The organism is Peribacillus sp. TE19612, assembly GCF_056279465.1.
In genome coordinates this window covers 22,529-39,501 of the sequence record NZ_JBWCCL010000018.1, presented here as the reverse complement: position 1 = coordinate 39,501, position 16,973 = coordinate 22,529, and the positions used below count along the sequence as shown (strand labels likewise).

Here is a 16,973-nt window from a genome sequence, read left to right as displayed (position 1 = left end):
CTTGCTGAACTATGGGGGCAGGATAGTTGAAGAAGGAATTGAAGAAACAAAAAGAGAATAGGTACTGTTAGTTAAAATGATTTTTATAGAAAGAAGGATTAATATGGCATATTGCAAAGTTCGCCAAGCTGAAATTTATTATGAAGATTTAGGGGAAGGAAAACCAATTTTAATGATACACGGTTATTCTCCGGACCATCGATTAATGAGTGGTTGTATGGAACCAATATTTACTAAGAGGGAGGGGTGGCGACGTATTTATATCGACCTGCCTGGGATGGGATTAACAAAAGAATATAACGAAATAAGTAGTTCTGATGAAATGCTGGATGCTGTTTTAGAGTTTATTCAAGCTGTAATTCCTAACCAAGATTACGTAATTGCTGGGGAATCTTACGGTGGCTATATAGCTAGGGGCATTATTGAAAAGCATCAAGAACAAATACTTGGTGCAGCATTTATATGTCCTCTTATTATTCCTCTTCCAGAAAATAGAACAGTTGAGATACATAAAATAATGAGAACGGATGAGAAGTTCATTGAAAATTTATCAAAGGGTGAATTAGAAGATTTTAGAAATAACAACATTGTACTTGATGAGTACACATGGTTAAGGTACAACAAAGAAATTCTAAGTGGTTGTAAAATTGGAGATGAAAAGTTTCTAAATAAGGTTAAGAATAAATATGGGTTTTCTTTTAAGATTGACCAGTCTGATTTTATTAAACCCAGTGTATTCCTGTTAGGAAGACAAGACTCTTCAGTTGGATATAAAGATGCTCTTGACATAGCAAACAAGTATCCGCGAGGAACATTTGCTGTATTGGATATGGCAGGTCACAATTTACAAATTGAACAACCACAACTTTTTAGCACTCTATTAAATGAATGGTTGGATAGAATTGAAGAGTTCCAAAACTAATACTTAACGCAGTAATTGAAGTTTGTGAAATATAGTACTTAAACTAACGGTTGCTTTAGCTTAGGATCGAATGCAGCTATTTCTTATGGAACGGGGAGGTTAGTGAAATAACAATCCTTTGTAAATCTTATATTGTTATAATGGAAATAAAAGCTTAATTATTATAGGAGATAAAAATGTTTGATAAAATTAAGACTTGGGCGAGGAGACTAAAACGGCAAATTTTTATCCTTTACTTTGCTTGTAAAGATGAACGGGTGCCTTGGCATGCAAAGGTATTTACGGCTTGTGTTGTGGCTTATGCATTCAGTCCGATAGACATAATACCTGATTTTATACCCATTCTTGGCTACTTAGACGATGTAATTCTCGTTCCAATAGGGATAATGATCGCATTAAAGATGATACCAAAGAGTGTATTAACCGACTGTGAAGTTAAGGCAGTAGAAATGATGAAAAATGGTAAGCCGAAGAATTGGATAGTCGGCTCACTAATAGTAATGATTTGGGTCTTAATTATAATATGGGCTATTATATATATTTATGGTTTAATGAACTAACCGGTGCTTTACTTCACTAGGATGCACAAGAAGACCACTTATAGGTGGTCTCTTTTATTTGTTTAAAAAATCAACATTAATCTTTAACAAAGCCATGGTTAAAAAGCGATCTTAATATAGTCAATTATTATAAAAAGTGATTTTCCCTCCATTAATTTGTGGTACAAGAATCGGATTCTCTGAAGCTGATGCATTGTCATCTTTTATTTTTTAAGGTTCTTAGACTTTCCATATCCCCATTTACTATCACATCAATATGAGCAGAAATGATAGAGATATCCCAATCCCACCATTTAATTTCCAGCAGTTCGTTAATGATTTCTTCTGAGAAGCGGGTTTTAAGTTTCTTTTCGGGATTCCCTCCAACGATGGTGTAAGGTTCCACATCTTTGGTAATAACCGATTTGGCGGCTACAATTGCACCATCCCCAATTTTTATTCCAGGCATGATGACAGTATCCATTCCTATCCAAACATCATTTCCAATTATGGTATCACCTTTAAACGGCAAATGATCTAACGCTGGCGTATACTTATCCCAACCATGTCCGAAAATGTTGAAGGGGTAGGTTGAAAAACCATCCATTCTATGATTGGCTCCATTCATAATAATCGTTACACCAGGTGCCATGGCGCAAAATTTCCCGATGACAAGCCGGTCACCGAAGAATTCGTAGTGATATAACACTTGATCTTCAAAAGACTCACCATTTCTTGCATCGTAATATGAATATTCACCCGCAATAATGTTTGGTCTAGTGATTGTATTTTTAATAAATTGCACGACGTGATTTCCTTTAATCGGATATTTATCTTGAGGATTTGGCCCATGTTGCTTATTTGATTCCATGGATATCCACTGCCTTTCAGGGTTTTTATAATAAACTTAGCCGGCCAATCTTATTGCATTTCTCAGCGAACTAAATGGCACCATCAGGACCTGATGCAATTCCATGTGGCTCCGCATTTTGGGTAGGAATTGGATATTCCGTAATTTCTCCTTGCATGGTAATGCGCCCAATTTGATTTGCTTTATGTTGTGTAAACCATAGCGCACCATCTTTTCCGGCAGTTATTCCATATGGGCCTGAATCTTTGTCAAGAAGTTCGTATTCGTCCATTTTTATCCCCATTATATGCCTCCTTCTTTTTGTATGAAATTCTTCTAGTCATTCGTTATAAATAATTGAAATCCTGCGAAAAAGTTTTTGCACAAGGTGTGAAAGTCTGTCCAAGGAGAGATTTTAATTCATAGATGAAAAGGTTATTGAGATTCTATGTTTCTAATTGGTCATATTTTGCAGGAGAATCCAATTACCTAACAATTTGGGTGAATTGTATGATACAAAAGTTTTTTTCCACATCGTTTATTAAAAAGTATGGTTACTCCAGCGGTGTTGATTAATCATGGGTATTTAATAAAGAACAATATTCAACATTAGAAAATTATGCTTGTATATGGATACAGCCTGATATTAGAACATAATGAATCTGTCGTGACCTTGCCCTTATTTTGGCGGAAAATACTTTTATATATATCACAGGAGGGGTTTTCATGGAGAAAGCAATAATTGTGCCTTGGGAAGAAGATGAACTCACTCATGAGTTTTTTGTTCCTGAATATATTGAAAAAATGGCACTGGAAGTTCTTGAACATTACGGTTTCTCCGTTCAGAACATTCAAGTTGTTACAACAAAACCAGATAAAGGCGGCTCTATATGGAAAATGGAAACAAGTTCAGGGCCAAAGAGTTTAAAACTTTTACACAGAAGACCTACAAGAAGCATGTTTAGCTTAGGAGCTCAAGAATATTTAGTTAATGTTAAGGAAGTAAGAGTACCGCCCATCGTGAAAACCAAAGATGGAAAGGATTATGTTGAGGCGGGAGGGAAGTTATGGTTCGTCGCTGAGTGGATCGAATCATTGGCACCTGTATCAAAGGATTTGGAAGGAGCCAAGCATCTTTGTAATGCTCTCGGCGAATTCCAACTTTTAAGCAAAGGGTATGTTCCGCCTAAACAAGCTGAAGTTGCATCCCGGTTATATAAATGGCCAGCGACTTATGAAAAAGTCATCAATAAGATGGATTGGTTTCGGAACATTGCTAATGCATATGAAGAAATGCCTGCAAGCCCCTATTTGCTGAATGTTTTAAATGAATTTGAAGAACAAGCAAAAAGAAGCTTAGAAAGATTAAATGAATCAAGCTATCTAGAGCTAGCGCAACAAGGTAATGAATATTGGGGATTAGTGCATCAAGATTATGGCTGGTCAAATGGTCAAATGGGCTCTAATGGAATGTGGATTATTGACCTTGACGGTGTTGCTTATGACCTTCCTATTCGCGATTTAAGAAAACTGATTACCGGCACAATGGCGGATTTATATAGATGGGATGCAACTTGGGTAAGGGAAATGATCAAGTCCTATCACGAGGCAAATCCAATTTCATCGCAACTATATGATATCTTAATGATCGATTTATCTGCACCAAATGAATTTTACAAGAATGTTAAAGAAGTAGTATATGAACCTGAATTATTTCTAACTGATCAAACAACAACGATGATTCAAACAATTGTTGATACCGATCAAACAAAATGGCCAGTGTTAGAAGAAATTAAAGATGATTGGAAGGGAATGGAACAAACATGAAAATTTTAATGATTTGTACCGAAAAGCTTCCTGTTCCTCCGGTACTAGGCGGGGCCATTCAAACCTATATCTCAGGCATCCTGCCGCATTTAAGTAAAGCCCATGATATTACGGTTTTAGGTATTAATGATCCATCACTCCCTGATCAAGAGACGATTGATGGAAACCGTTATGTACGTGTACCTGGAAAAATATTCGAAGTATATCGAGAAGAGGTTGTCAGCTATCTTGAAGCAAATCATTTCGATCTAATTCATATATTCAATCGGCCTCGGCTAGTCCTTCCTGTCCGAAAAGCAGCCCCTCATTCAAAAATTACCCTTAGCATGCATAATGATATGTTTAATCCAGAGAAAATCAATCCGGAGGAAGCAAAAGCAGCCATAGACGAAGTTACGAATATTGTAACGGTCATTGATTATATAGGCAATGTCATAAAAAGTTTATATCCACAAGCTTCATCAAAGATCCGCACCATCTATTCTGGTGTTGACACCAATCGATTCCTGCCCGGCAGTCACCCGAAAATGCAAAAAATTCGTAATGAATTACGTAAAGCGAACGGTCTTGAAAACAAAACGGTCATATTATTTGCAGGTAGACTTTCAAGTAATAAAGGTGTCGATAGGTTAATTCGAGCACTGCCTGAGCTTTCAAGTAAATTTAAGGATTTGGCTTTAGTTATTGTCGGAAGTAAATGGTTCAGCCAAAATGATGTTACCGATTATGTAGCTTATGTAAGAGCATTGGCAAAAAAGCTGCCAATCCCAGTTGTTTCAACAGGTTTTGTCGCACCTAGTGAAATACAAAATTGGTTTGCTGCTGCCGATTTATTCGTGTGTACATCAATATGGCAAGAACCGCTTGCGCGCGTCCATTATGAAGCGATGGCTTCAGGGCTTCCAATCGTAACAACTGCAAGAGGCGGAAATCCAGAGGTCATTCGTATAAGAGAGAATGGGCTTGTAGTAGAGAATCCAGAAGATCCTGGATGTTTTACAGAGAAGATTACAGAAATTCTATCAAACAGGTCACTAATGAAAAAAATGGGCGAACGAGGCAGAGAACTTGCCCTTAGCTTATATGAATGGGATCGAGTAGGATCTGAAATACTTGAAGTTTGGAAAAAATAACTGTATAACCAATCAAGAGTGGATGTGAATTGCGCTTACTAAAATACTTGTCACTGGTGCTGAAGGGGTTACGGATCACATTTATGTGAACCATTCCTAAAGGGTACGAAAAACAAAATGATTGGCGATGATGCATCTGCAGGACCTACCTCTATTACCCCCTAAAAAGCTAAGAAAGTTACGCTTAAAGCTCTCCAGAACCACCCCAAGTGTCAATTTTATTATGCGGAAAATTTGTCAATGACACCCCACGGAATCAGGCTTTGTAAAAAAAAATACAATTTAAGGAACCCCTTGAATATAGACTCAAAAAAAGTCGGGAATTTCGGGAGTGACTCACCAAATTTCTGGAGGATTATATCGCTCTCCTTTCAATTGAAACAAGTTGAAGAGCCATAATTAAGTAAAAAAATGCACCTTGCTTACCTATTAAATAGGCTGTTGCAAGGTGCTTGTATTATTTGTTTGAAAATTCCCTGAATAAGGTTATAATTAAAAGTGTTGGAGAACCTAGCCAACTAGACACCCTTAGAGAATTGCCTTGTCCGCTACTTTCTAAGGGTGGATATTAATATTCTGGCTCATACTTGGTTGAATTTCGGGTATGGAATGATGGTGTGTAATGGATGGATTTGTTTTTCCATTCAGGATTGCATTTAACACAACCAGGGTTATTGTACCCATCACCACTCCATTTCCACATATTAATTGGATTGTTTCCGGGAATTTATCGAATGCTTCCGGGACCCCCTTGATTGCCAGACCGACTCCTATCCCAAGTGCAATCGTCAATTGATTGGAAGGTTTGCTTAAATCCGCTTTGGCTACCATCCCCAAAGCTGCAGATAGAAGCATGCCAAACATTGGTATCATGGCCCCACCCAGAACGGGTAAAGGGATCATCGTCGTTAGACCGGCAACCTTAGGCACAAAAGCTAGAAAGATTAGGATACAACCTGCCGTGACTACTACCGAGCGCTGAGTTACCTTTGTCAGCAAGACCAAGCCAACATTTTGTGAGAAGGTAGAATGGTTGAAAGAGTTGAAGATACCACTTATGAAGCTCCCTATTCCTTCTGCACGGAGCCCCTTTTCCACGTCTTTTTCGGTTATTTCCTTCCCGCATACTTCCCCGAGTGTCAAAAAGACCCCTATGCTCTCAACAGCAATGATTAAAGATATGATTGTCATGGTGATAATAGATGAAAAGTCGAAGGTGGGTACCCCAAAATAAAAAGGAGTCACCATTGTAAACCAGCTGGCCTCTGTAAAGCCGGAGGTATCGACCATACCGAGAAAACCAGCCAATATAGTACCAAGAACCATGGCGAAAAGAACTGAAACCGCTTTCAAGAAACCTTTGGTAAGCGTATTCAATAAAAGGAAACTCACTAGTGTAAAACAGGCTAGCATTAGATTCATAGGATCTCCAAAGGTGGGGGAACCGACTCCGCCCGCTGCATTTTTCATGGCAACTGGCATTAATGACACGCCTATAATTAATATGACGGACCCTGCAACAATTGGTGGGAAATAGGGTATTAATTTACCAATTACTCCTGATAAAATGGCAACAATTATTCCGGATACCATAACTGCGCCTAAAACCCCGGTTATACTATGGACTGATCCTATGGCTATTACTGGCTCAACCACGATAAACGAAACAGCCATTAAGGCAGGTAACCTTATACCAAATCCTTTACCGCCAATAACTTGAAGCAAGGTGACTATCCCACAGGCGAGTAAATCAAACGAGATCAGGTATATGATCTGTTCTTGTGTCAAGCCGATTGCAGGACCGACGATTAGTGGAACAGCTACCGCTCCTCCATACATTACACAAACATGCTGTAAACCTAACAATAACGTGTTTACTTTGCTCAATTTTTCCATGTTTGCCCCCTTTTTATTAGTCACGACTTTCCAATTATATGAATGTAACGAAATCGCCTCCTTGTGATTTTGTAAATACTTCCTTATGGATGGTTTTATTGTTGCTTATTAAGAAACGCCATTTACAAAATCGGTGTATTTTTATATTATCACCGCCATAATGCTAAATCAAGACTATTTTTTGGAAAAATATGAATATTCATTCAAGTTCATTCTGTATATAATTAAGAAGAATAGGGGGAGAAATATGTATTTAACGATCGAAAAAGCTTTGAAACTTCCTGCCCTAAACCAAGTGGAAGTTATTGGTGGAAGTCAAGGGTTAACTCGGGTAATTAATTCAGTAAGTATAATGGATCATCCGGATATATCATGGATTAAACGAGGGGAACTCCTGCTGACAACCGGTTATGTGTTTAAGGATGACCTGAATGCTCAAATCAATCTTGTTAGGGAATTGTCGAAAAGAGGAAGTGCTGGATTAGCTATCAAGATTAAGCGGTTTCTTTCTACGATTCCTCCTGGAATGGTGGAAGAAGCGAACAAGTACAATTTCCCATTGCTGGAGATTCCTTATGAAATGCCTTTATCCGACTTATTATTCAGCTTTACATATGAACTTGTTAATAAGGAGAAAGTGAAAAACAATGGAAAAGGAAGTGTTGAAGTTTTTCATTCTCTTTTGAATGGGGAAAATAGGAGTTCATCTTTTATCCCCCAATTACAGGAATTTGGCTTTAATCCCGATAGGCCATATATTCTGCTCTTAATAAACGGAACGAAAGAAGAAGGGGATTCATTCTTTCCAATTGGCAGAATGTTGGAGAAATTAAACCAAACGGAAAGGGAAGATTTCAAGTATTGGAATATCGACTTCGATGGTCAATTGATTATCCTGCAAGGGAAAGGAATGGTGACTGATGAACACCTTCTTATGCAGGCTCAAAGAATTGCCATCCTTTTAGAAGGTATTATATCCAAAGATGATCCTTGCACTTCACTATCCATGGGGTTAAGCAAGGTGAAAAAAGAAATCTACAATATGAAAGAAGGGTTTATTGAAGCTAAAAAGGCCATTCAACTTGGCTCGAGGCTTAACCCGACTAATATCAATGATTACGCAAGTGTTGAAGTTGAAGATCTAATAAATCAAATCCCTAAGGATGCCATAACTCAATACGTGCTATCCATGATTCAGCCGATTATTGTATATGATAGGGAAAATGAGGGGGAGTTGTTAAAAACGCTGGAAACCTATCTATTTTCAAGAGGGAGAATAGAAGATGCGGCACGGGCTTTGTTTGTGCATCGAAATACTGTAAAGTTCCGTTTGTCTAGAATTGAAGACTTATTAGGAGTTGATTTAAAATCGAGGGATATTGCTTTTAAATTGCAGTTTAGTATAAAAGCTGCGAAGTTATTATTACATGACTAGGTAAAGGAAGCATGATTTGTAGGAATCGGGAATCAAGTGTTACTGCCCATGAAAAACTGCCAGGGAATGAAGGATCCCTGGCAGTTTTTCATTTGTGTGGGCCATTTTCTTATCGATTATCCAGCAGACGTTTGGCATATAGGGCAAGTTTTATAGTGAACAGATCATCATTGCTTAATTCCATTCCTAATCGTTTTTTTATGCTTTTAATTCGAAAATGGATAGTGTTTCGGTGTACCCCCATTTTTCTGGCCGTTTCAGCAGGTCGGAGATTGCATTGCAAATATGCCTCCAAGGTTTTGATTAGATCAGACTGGGTTTCATCGTCATGGTCCTTCAGCGGTGCTAAATTACCTGTAACAATATCCATGAGCATATTTTTTGGAGCATACTGCAAAATTTTAAATGTTATTAATTCTTTGTAGCTGTAAACTTCCTTTCCTGGGTTCAATCGTTTTCCCAAATCAATAGATTGTAAAGCTTCCTGTAAGCTATTGGCCAGGTTATGAATACCTGTATGATAGTTACCGACTCCCAGTGTAAGTTCCATTGGCAGGTGTGTAGATAAAGTAGAGATAATTTGTTGGCTTATCTGGGTGACTTGTGAATAAAAGCGGGTGTTCCCTAGGGGGATGGTATCCAGATAAATGATAACTAGACTGCCCTTAATATTCCTTATGAGCTTATCGATTTTATATTGCTCGGTTAATGTTTCAATTGTCTTGATAAGCTGTTTATAAGTAATGGAATCATTCCTTTGATTCCATTGTAGCGTTAAAGGTAAAACCGTACATATGAATCCCCCAGTAATTTGTTGGAAGCTGGATTTGTCCTCCGTCATTCCTAAAATCCCGTAACTTAAATTTTCAGCACCAACTCCGGAAATATCTTCCATACCATAGCTTTTCTCTTTTTGTTCATTCTGTCTCGTTACAATTTCACGAAGCAGGGGAGACATGATATCTGATAGCGAAAACTCAGGGGGGATTTTGAGAATAGGCAAATTGGCCATATTGGCAATGCTGATGGTGGTTTGCGGAATTTCTTCCAGTTTGATGAACAATCCTGAACAATTCATTTTTGCCAATTCGATTACGAATTGGTCTAATTGTTGCGGATTATCTTGAAATAAGTATCCGGTTGTTAGAATCAATTCATTTGGCTTCAACCAGGAAAGCACATCAGGAGCATCAAAGCTATTGATGGATTCTATTTCTCTATTAAGTCCCTGCATGCCAGCTGCCACTTGGCATTGTTTGATCTGTGGTAATTTTAATGCATCAGTCATCGTTAAATGCATGATAGGTCCCCTTCGCTGTGCCTTTTTTCTCTAATTTAACTAATTTTTTGAATATTGGCAACTGAAGCTAATCTATTAGGATGGCCTATTCTTTAAACGGTGAGTGCGGTAAGCACAATGGGGTTGGAAAAATATTAGCTTTTTCAGCTAATGACCTATAAATGAACGCATGTATATAATTCAATTAAGTTAAGAATGTTTTGAATTATAAAAATAATCGGAAGAAGGGAGGGCCCGTATTGATATCTGACCTTAATAGCATTAATGAGTTGAACAAGGTGGAATTCATCGAAAAGTTAGGTTGGGTATATGAACATTCTCCATGGATAGCAGAGCGTTCATGGGAGTACAAGCCATTCATTTCCTTAGAGGACCTAAAACAGAAAATGGAAATAGTTGTGCAAAATGCCTCATTATCGGAACAGCTCCAATTAATCAAGGCTCACCCGGACCTAGCAGCTCGGATTGATATGGCTGAAGCATCAGTTAAAGAACAATCCGCAGCCGGTTTGAATTCGCTTTCTCCGGATGAATATGAAGAATTTCATGCGTTAAATAATCAGTATAAAGAAAAGTTTGGATTTCCGTTCATATTTGCTGTCCGTGGCAGCGATAAAACGGTGATAAAGGCAGAGATGAAAAGAAGGATTGGTTTGGATCAGGCAAATGAACTTAAGGAAGCCATCAAGCAAATTCACTTAATTGCCAGCCACAGGTTATCTGATTTTATAAACTAGGAGGAGGAATAATATGACAGCTCAAAATGAAAACAGAACGATGTATTACGGTAAAGGGGATGTATTTGTATACAGGACTTTTGTGCAGCCTCTTACAGGTTTGAGGAAAATACCGGAATCAAGTTTCACAGAAAGAGATAATACCATTTTTGGATTCAATTGCCGGATTTCTCTAAAAGGGGAAGCTTTTTTATCTTCTTTTACGGAAGGAGATAATAGCTTGGTGGTTGCAACGGATTCCATGAAAAACATCATTCATCGCCAGGCGGCCAATTATCAAGGAAATACGGCGGAAGGATTTTTAAAGTTCATATGTGAAGTTTTCCTTGATAAGTATAGCCACATAGATGCAGTGGAACTGACAGCGACTGAAGTTCCCTTCGATCATGTACTCGTTCCAAAAGGGGAAGGACATGAAAATAGTGATGTTGTCTATCGATGTTCCAGAAATGAAAGGGCTACCACTACAATCGAAGTCAAAAGGACACCTGCCGGAAGCAAAATCGTTAAGCATTCAAGTGGAATAGTTGATGTCCATTTAATCAAGGTTAAAGGAAGCTCTTTTTATGGATTTATTCAAGATGAATACACCACACTGCCAGAAGCTCAGGATCGTCCACTATTTATCTACTTGGATTTCGATTGGGAATATAGCCGCTGGGAGGATGGCACTGGAGCGGATCCAGAAAAATATGTAGCAGCAGAACAAATTTGTGATATTGCAAACACAGTGTTCCATGAACTGAATAACCGTTCGATTCAGCAGCTCATTTATCATATTGGTATTAGGATTCTGGAACGTTTCCCTCAGCTGGCGAATGTTCAATTTAAAACCAATAATCGTACCTGGGAAACCGTTGTGGAAACCATTCCGAATTCAGAAGGAAGTGTTTATCAGGAACCACGTCCTCCGTTTGGCTTCCAAGGCTTTGTCGTTACACAAGAAGACGTTAAACAAAAAAAGGCAGCTGATTCAACTGTAGGGGCTTCCCGATAATGGACAGTAAGCTGACCACACATGTATTGGACCTGTCTAAAGGCCTGCCGGCAAAAGGGATGAAGATAGAACTTTGGGCCATAGCAGAACAGGGAGACCATTCTTTCATAAAAGAGGTCTGTACAAACAAAGATGGGCGAGTGGATGATCCGCTTCTTCAAGGGGATGACCTCAAACCAGGTGAGTATGAGCTTGTCTTTTATGTTGGGGAATATTTCAATGATGGAGCGAATGATCCAAATATAAGGCCATTTTTAAATAAGGTCCCACTTCGTTTTGGAATAAGAAGTAATGAAGAACATTATCATGTTCCTCTGCTTGTTGCTCCGGGAGGATATAGCACCTACCGAGGAAGCTAGTAAATCAGTAAGAGAGTTGGAGGGTTCAATTTGGCACATGAGCGTACTGGTGCAGTGACTTTAGGCGGGAATCCAGTGACCTTGATTGGTCCTGAACTAAGAGTAGGGGATAAGGCCCCTGACTTCGCACTATTAACAAATGATCGCCGTAAAGCACATTTAACAGACTATAAAAATAAGACATGCATCATCACGACTGTTCCTTCGCTTGATACTGGTGTATGTGATTTACAAACAAGGCTCTTAAATGAAGAAGCAAGCAAAATGGGTGATGATGTAGCGGTGTTGGCTATCAGCGCAGACCTTCCCTTTGCTCAAGCAAGATGGTGTAAAGAAAGTAATGTCGAAGCTATAACCATTCTCTCCGATCACTTTGATTTGTCTTTTGGTACTGCATATGGAACGTATATGAAAGAACAACGATTGGAATGCAGGGCAGTATTTGTAATAAATCAAGAAGGAACCATTAAGTATGTGGAATATGTACCGGAAGTCACGGATCACGCAGATTATGAATCCGCATTGCAGGTAGCGAAGGAAGTGATAAATAAAGCTGGTGCAGCTAAATAAACATTTTCCCTTACGAAGGATAGTAAAATTACAATCTATTATCCGCAAGACCGTCCGATTTACAAAAAGCTGGACGGTCTTTTGGTGATACTGAATTAAATTAGTAGTTTTTCAGTGACTTACCAGTTCTTTTTCTAATGTAAAATATAATTAAATAAACTAAAATTAAACATTAATTCCTGTTATTTGAAGGGTAATCATGCTATAATGAAAGTCCAATAGCTTTATATAAGATGGAAGCGCTTCCTTATCAGAGGAAGCGCCCTTTTTATGTTTTTCACTTACTAATTAACATAACAACGCTAGAAACACCGGAAATAGAAATGAGTATACGTGTAAACTCCTGAAATCCGTCATCTCTGCCCCTTCCACTTCAATTTCTTGATGATAAACAGCCCCTGCAATGATATTTTCTACATCAGTTAATGGTAAAATCTATCGAGGGCCCTTTTTAAAACAACTCTTCTGGTCATATCCATTCCCACTTAGAATGATCAGTGGTTTAATACAATAAAAGTTAAAAGCACTTGCCTTCTTTTATTTCTTGTTGAAGGTGAGTGCTTTTCATTGTTCCCATTTCAATTTATCAATGTAAGCATCTGTAATATCATAATACTCTACAAAAATCCCTTCATAAAAAAATCTGAAGGTTTTTTTATGTTCATATAACCTATTGGAAGTTGAGGATTTTAAACTAATATCTCGGTTTTGCTTAAGTTAGAGATGCAATCAACACTAGCATGTCTGAGCCTTTTTAGCTTAATTTGAAGAATTTCCAAATTTTCAAAGGTATTCAATTTATTATGTCCTGAAATAATAAGAAAAAATGAAGGAGAGGCCAAATGAAAAACAATAAATTATATCAAGTAATTATCGCTATTTTTATATTTGTCTTAATGGTCGATCAGTCGGTCTATGCAATGGAATGGGAAGATGAAGAAGGACCCATAAGCTTTAAAATTGAGATGTTACCTTGGGAGATTGTAAACAACATTATTCCTGATAAAACAAATTTCACCATAATCGATATTGAAACTGGGTTATCATTTAAGGTACAACGAAGAGCAGGTAGCCATCATGCCGATGTACAGCCATTAACCAAAGAAGATACTCAAATCATGAAGAAAATTTATAATAATAAATGGAGTTGGAATAGAAGAGCCATTATTGTATTAATCAATAATCAAATGATTGCTGCATCTATGCACGGAATGCCACATGGTGCTGGTGCTCTTCCAAATGGTTTTTCAGGTCATTTTTGTGTTCATTTCTCTGGAAGTATTACGCATCGTTTGAAAAACGAAGATCTTTCTCATAAATTAATGATATTGAAAGCCGCTGGTAAGCTTGATGATTATATACAAACGGTAAATCCTTATGAACTTATACGTATTTTTACCATTGCCATTAATCAAGGAAATCAGGAATTATTAGCAATGACCTTATCAAATCCGAGTCACCCTAACCGTGTCAATAAACTTGTTAAAGATATTACATATTTTGGAGTAGTTGACCCTTTAAGACAACCGCCTGAACAGCTAAATGGTCTATTTCTCGTGGATGTACCTGTTCAAGTAGCTATACATAAGAAGAAGGATGGCAAAGAAAAAAAGGTTATGCATTTTATGATCCGAAAGGAGAGTTTGACCGATCGTTGGTTTATTGATCAAGATGCAATTTATGAAGATTTGAAGTGAAAATTGTGAATGTTCAAAGAAACCAACCCAGGAGGTGCATTCATTGAGATTAACATGGATTGCCGGACTTTTGCTATTTGTTCAACCAGTGAATATTTCTGAAAGCTTATCGGTAACCCACCAAGGACAAACGATTGCCAGTGTCAACCAGGCTGATATTACTATGCCCTTACTGGATGTTCCTATCATGGACGTGGATAAATATAATCAATTTGTCGAAAAAATAGACCGGCAAGTGTACCAAAAACCTGTAAATGCCACAATGGACAAACAAGGTAATATTCTTCCTGGGCGGGCAGGTTACAAGCTATACCATCAAGCCTTTAAAGAGCAATTTCATTCCTTCTTATACAGTAGTAGATCATACAAACTAGAAGTACCTTTGCTTGCTATTCATCCAAAAGTTGACAGCGAATTACTTGCGGAAATTCGTGAAAAAAAGATAGGGGAATATAGAACCTATTTTAATGTCAACAATAAAAATCGTTCAAATAATATCTCACTTGCTGCAGAAGCCATTAATAATTATGTCGTGTTTCCAGGAGAGGTCTTTTCATTTAACCAAGCTGTTGGCAAGAGATCAGTAGAAAAAGGATATTTGCTCGCTCGAGTTATCGTTAAAGGAGAGTTTTCTGAAGGGATTGGCGGAGGGATTTGTCAGGTTTCATCCACCTTGTTTAATGCTATCGACAATGCAGGGTTGCAAACGATTCAACGCTATTCCCATACAAGGAGCGTTCCGTATGTTCCATCCGGCCGCGATGCAACAGTAAGCTGGTATGGGCCTGATTTTAGTTTTAAAAACAAGTACAATCAACCTATCCTGATCCGGGCTACGATCCAAGGAGGAATGGTAAGTATCATGGTTTACTCTTCAGATATGATTAATTATAAATTACGAAAAATTCCCGATGCTTCAAAGCAGCTATCCAAAGAACAAATTTTTCGTTTGTAAAAGTACACTTATACGAATGGGTACACCTTAGGCAAACTTGGTTATATATATAGAAGAAACTCGTAAAAACAGCCTTTGCTCATTGGAGCAAGGTCTTGTTTAGAGGTGGGGAGGAAACAGCTTTTTCTTTATCGGGACAGATTACTTGAACAAGCCAAACAATGTCTATGCTACAATCATTACAAGCATGGCCATTAATATAAGTTGATGTTTGGGAGATCACTATGGGGAAAATAAAAATAGCTTTACTGCACCTATTGCCCATCGCTGGTGATGTGGAGCATAACCAAAAACTAATTGAACAAGCCATTCATATTGCAGCAAATAATAATGCCGAATGGATTATAACACCCGAACTATGTGTCAGCGGACTTCAATTCAATCATAAGATTGGGACTGGATGGATTAACAAGCAACCTGATGCTTGGATGAATAATTTGAGCCGTAAACTAAAGAATTTGAAAAGCACTGTATTTTTGGGCTGCCCTGAAAAAGGCAGTGACGGAGAGTTGTATAATTCTGTGTTTGTCATAGATAAAAAAGGTCATTTAATAGGTAAACAGAGTAAAATCAGTGTTATTGATGATTGGTCAGCCCCAGGGGAAGTATTAGAGCCAATAAAAACAGACAATGTTGAGGTTGGTATTATGATTTGTGCAGACGCATATAACAAAGATATTGCTTGCACCTTATCTGAAAAAGGAGCAGAAATATTACTTGCACCGTCTTCCTGGGGTCCCGGATTACATGGTCCGGAGGGAGAATGGGAACAAAGGTCACTAGAAACAGGGCTGCCCGTGATAGTCTGTAATCGTACCGGCGAAGACGAAACGGTCCGTTTTTGGGATGCAGAAAGCATGATCATAAAAAATGGTGTACCCCTCCTGACTCATAAATCAAAACAATCAGCCATACTTACCTTTGAATGGGATTTACAAAGCATGGAATTACTATCCCCTCATTTCGACATCGATTACATATAATGAGAACATACATGAACTCTTGTTGAAAGAAAGGGTGCGCTAGTGAAGAAACGGAGCTGTCATTAAGGCAGCTTTTTCTTATTGCTAGAGGCAGGTTAGTCCAACAGTGCCGTTTGGACTTTGTTCAACAATTGGGACATTTTCTTGAAAAAGAGAAGGGTTTATTCGTAGGTAAATCGAAGTTAATCAAAGGAATAAATGTTCAAACCACTTTTGATGAAATATTCACTTACACTGACATACTGTTGTCAGCATTAGACGTTTACAATAGCTATCGGAACTGCAACTAGGAAATCACCCGGTGACCCTAAATATTGAAGTATAGTTACTTACTCAACATTGAGGAGGAAATCGATTATGAGCGAAACAAAGACATTAAGAGGACTCACCACCGTCAGTTTTTGGGCGGATGATCTAGTGGCGGCAAAGAAGTGGTACGCAGAGCTGCTGGGTACCGACCCATACTTCGAACGCCCGGGATATGCCGAGTTTCGCCTCGGGGACTACCAGCACGAGCTGGGCCTAATCGATAGCCGCTACGCGCCCGGTGGTTCGTCGACCGGAGCGGCCGGGGGTGCCGTCGTGTACTGGCACGTCGACGATGTGACAGCAACTTTCGAGAAGCTGCTGTCTATGGGAGCGAAAGAACACGAGGCACCCACAGTTCGCGGTCAGGGGTTCATTACTGCTTCCGTGGTTGATCCCTTTGGGAATATCCTAGGCATTATGTACAATCAGCACTATTTGGATGTTCTGGATTCATCTTATGGAAC

15 protein-coding genes and 2 pseudogenes are annotated in these 16,973 nt (G+C 38.4%); 13 read left to right on the top strand and 4 right to left on the bottom strand.

Annotation, left to right across the window (positions count from 1 at the left end; genetic code table 11):
* The first annotated feature begins 103 nt into the window (after positions 1-103).
* Both ACZ9AO_RS23580 and ACZ9AO_RS23575 read left to right on the top strand, forming a co-directional pair.
* Positions 104-922: an alpha/beta fold hydrolase gene (locus tag ACZ9AO_RS23580; protein ID WP_476110769.1), complete on the top strand. Its 819-nt coding sequence runs from the start codon at positions 104-106 to the stop codon at positions 920-922.
* A 176-nt stretch (positions 923-1,098) separates the two neighbouring features.
* Positions 1,099-1,482: a YkvA family protein gene (locus tag ACZ9AO_RS23575; RefSeq protein ID WP_476110767.1), complete on the top strand. Its 384-nt coding sequence runs from the start codon at positions 1,099-1,101 to the stop codon at positions 1,480-1,482.
* 196 nt (positions 1,483-1,678) lie between these two features.
* On the opposite strand, the gene ACZ9AO_RS23570 is transcribed toward ACZ9AO_RS23575, so the two are convergent.
* Together ACZ9AO_RS23570 and ACZ9AO_RS23565 are read right to left on the bottom strand one after the other, a co-directional pair.
* Positions 1,679-2,332, bottom strand: coding sequence for a Vat family streptogramin A O-acetyltransferase (locus ACZ9AO_RS23570; protein ID WP_476110765.1), 654 nt, complete (start codon positions 2,330-2,332; stop codon positions 1,679-1,681).
* A 70-nt stretch (positions 2,333-2,402) separates the two neighbouring features.
* Positions 2,403-2,615: a virginiamycin B lyase family protein gene (locus tag ACZ9AO_RS23565; protein WP_476110763.1), complete on the bottom strand. Its 213-nt coding sequence runs from the start codon at positions 2,613-2,615 to the stop codon at positions 2,403-2,405.
* Between the two features lie 422 nt (positions 2,616-3,037).
* On the opposite strand from ACZ9AO_RS23565, the gene ACZ9AO_RS23560 reads away from it, so the two are divergent.
* Together ACZ9AO_RS23560 and ACZ9AO_RS23555 are read left to right on the top strand one after the other, a co-directional pair.
* Positions 3,038-4,138, top strand: a complete 1,101-nt coding sequence (locus tag ACZ9AO_RS23560; RefSeq protein ID WP_476110761.1) for a CotS family spore coat protein — start codon at positions 3,038-3,040, stop codon at positions 4,136-4,138.
* Positions 4,135-5,268: pseudogene (locus ACZ9AO_RS23555) on the top strand (glycosyltransferase family 4 protein); the annotation flags it as partial. The gene ACZ9AO_RS23560 and the pseudogene ACZ9AO_RS23555, both read left to right, overlap by 4 nt.
* A 558-nt stretch (positions 5,269-5,826) precedes the next feature.
* Here the strand turns inward: ACZ9AO_RS23555 and ACZ9AO_RS23550 are convergent.
* Positions 5,827-7,167 carry a nucleobase:cation symporter-2 family protein gene (locus ACZ9AO_RS23550; RefSeq protein ID WP_476110759.1) on the bottom strand — a complete coding sequence of 447 codons (1,341 nt, stop codon included), beginning with the start codon at positions 7,165-7,167 and terminating at the stop codon, positions 5,827-5,829.
* Between the two features lie 247 nt (positions 7,168-7,414).
* Here ACZ9AO_RS23550 and ACZ9AO_RS23545 point away from each other — a divergent pair, with 247 nt between their 5' ends.
* Positions 7,415-8,602 carry a PucR family transcriptional regulator gene (locus ACZ9AO_RS23545; protein ID WP_476110757.1) on the top strand — a complete coding sequence of 396 codons (1,188 nt, stop codon included), beginning with the start codon at positions 7,415-7,417 and terminating at the stop codon, positions 8,600-8,602.
* A 109-nt stretch (positions 8,603-8,711) separates the two neighbouring features.
* Here the strand turns inward: ACZ9AO_RS23545 and ACZ9AO_RS23540 are convergent, their stop codons facing one another.
* Positions 8,712-9,902, bottom strand: coding sequence for a PucR family transcriptional regulator (locus tag ACZ9AO_RS23540; protein ID WP_476110755.1), 1,191 nt, complete (start codon positions 9,900-9,902; stop codon positions 8,712-8,714).
* 239 nt (positions 9,903-10,141) lie between these two features.
* On the opposite strand from ACZ9AO_RS23540, the gene uraD reads away from it, so the two are divergent.
* From uraD to ACZ9AO_RS23500, 8 genes and pseudogenes are all read left to right on the top strand, one after another.
* Positions 10,142-10,639, top strand: coding sequence for a 2-oxo-4-hydroxy-4-carboxy-5-ureidoimidazoline decarboxylase (uraD, locus tag ACZ9AO_RS23535; protein ID WP_225988837.1), 498 nt, complete (start codon positions 10,142-10,144; stop codon positions 10,637-10,639).
* 13 nt (positions 10,640-10,652) lie between these two features.
* A complete protein-coding gene (pucL, locus tag ACZ9AO_RS23530) occupies positions 10,653-11,636 on the top strand; it encodes a factor-independent urate hydroxylase (RefSeq protein ID WP_476110752.1) in 984 nt (327 codons plus the stop codon).
* On the top strand, positions 11,636-11,995 hold the full coding sequence (gene uraH, locus ACZ9AO_RS23525) for a hydroxyisourate hydrolase (RefSeq protein WP_034304629.1): 360 nt from the start codon (positions 11,636-11,638) through the stop codon (positions 11,993-11,995). The genes pucL and uraH overlap by 1 nt, the downstream gene beginning before the upstream one ends.
* 30 nt (positions 11,996-12,025) lie before the next feature.
* Positions 12,026-12,565, top strand: a complete 540-nt coding sequence (gene tpx / locus ACZ9AO_RS23520) for a thiol peroxidase (protein WP_262871234.1) — start codon at positions 12,026-12,028, stop codon at positions 12,563-12,565.
* 842 nt (positions 12,566-13,407) lie between these two features.
* Entirely contained in the window at positions 13,408-14,262 is an 855-nt protein-coding gene (locus tag ACZ9AO_RS23515; protein WP_476110749.1) for a hypothetical protein, read from the top strand.
* A gap of 43 nt (positions 14,263-14,305) precedes the next feature.
* Complete coding sequence (locus ACZ9AO_RS23510) at positions 14,306-15,217, top strand: VanW family protein (protein WP_476110747.1); 912 nt, start codon at positions 14,306-14,308, stop codon at positions 15,215-15,217.
* Between the two features lie 224 nt (positions 15,218-15,441).
* Positions 15,442-16,200 carry a carbon-nitrogen hydrolase family protein gene (locus ACZ9AO_RS23505; RefSeq protein ID WP_476110745.1) on the top strand — a complete coding sequence of 253 codons (759 nt, stop codon included), beginning with the start codon at positions 15,442-15,444 and terminating at the stop codon, positions 16,198-16,200.
* Positions 16,201-16,557: 357 nt separating this feature from the next.
* A pseudogene (locus ACZ9AO_RS23500) lies at positions 16,558-16,965 on the top strand (VOC family protein); the annotation flags it as partial.
* Positions 16,966-16,973: the final 8 nt, after the last annotated feature.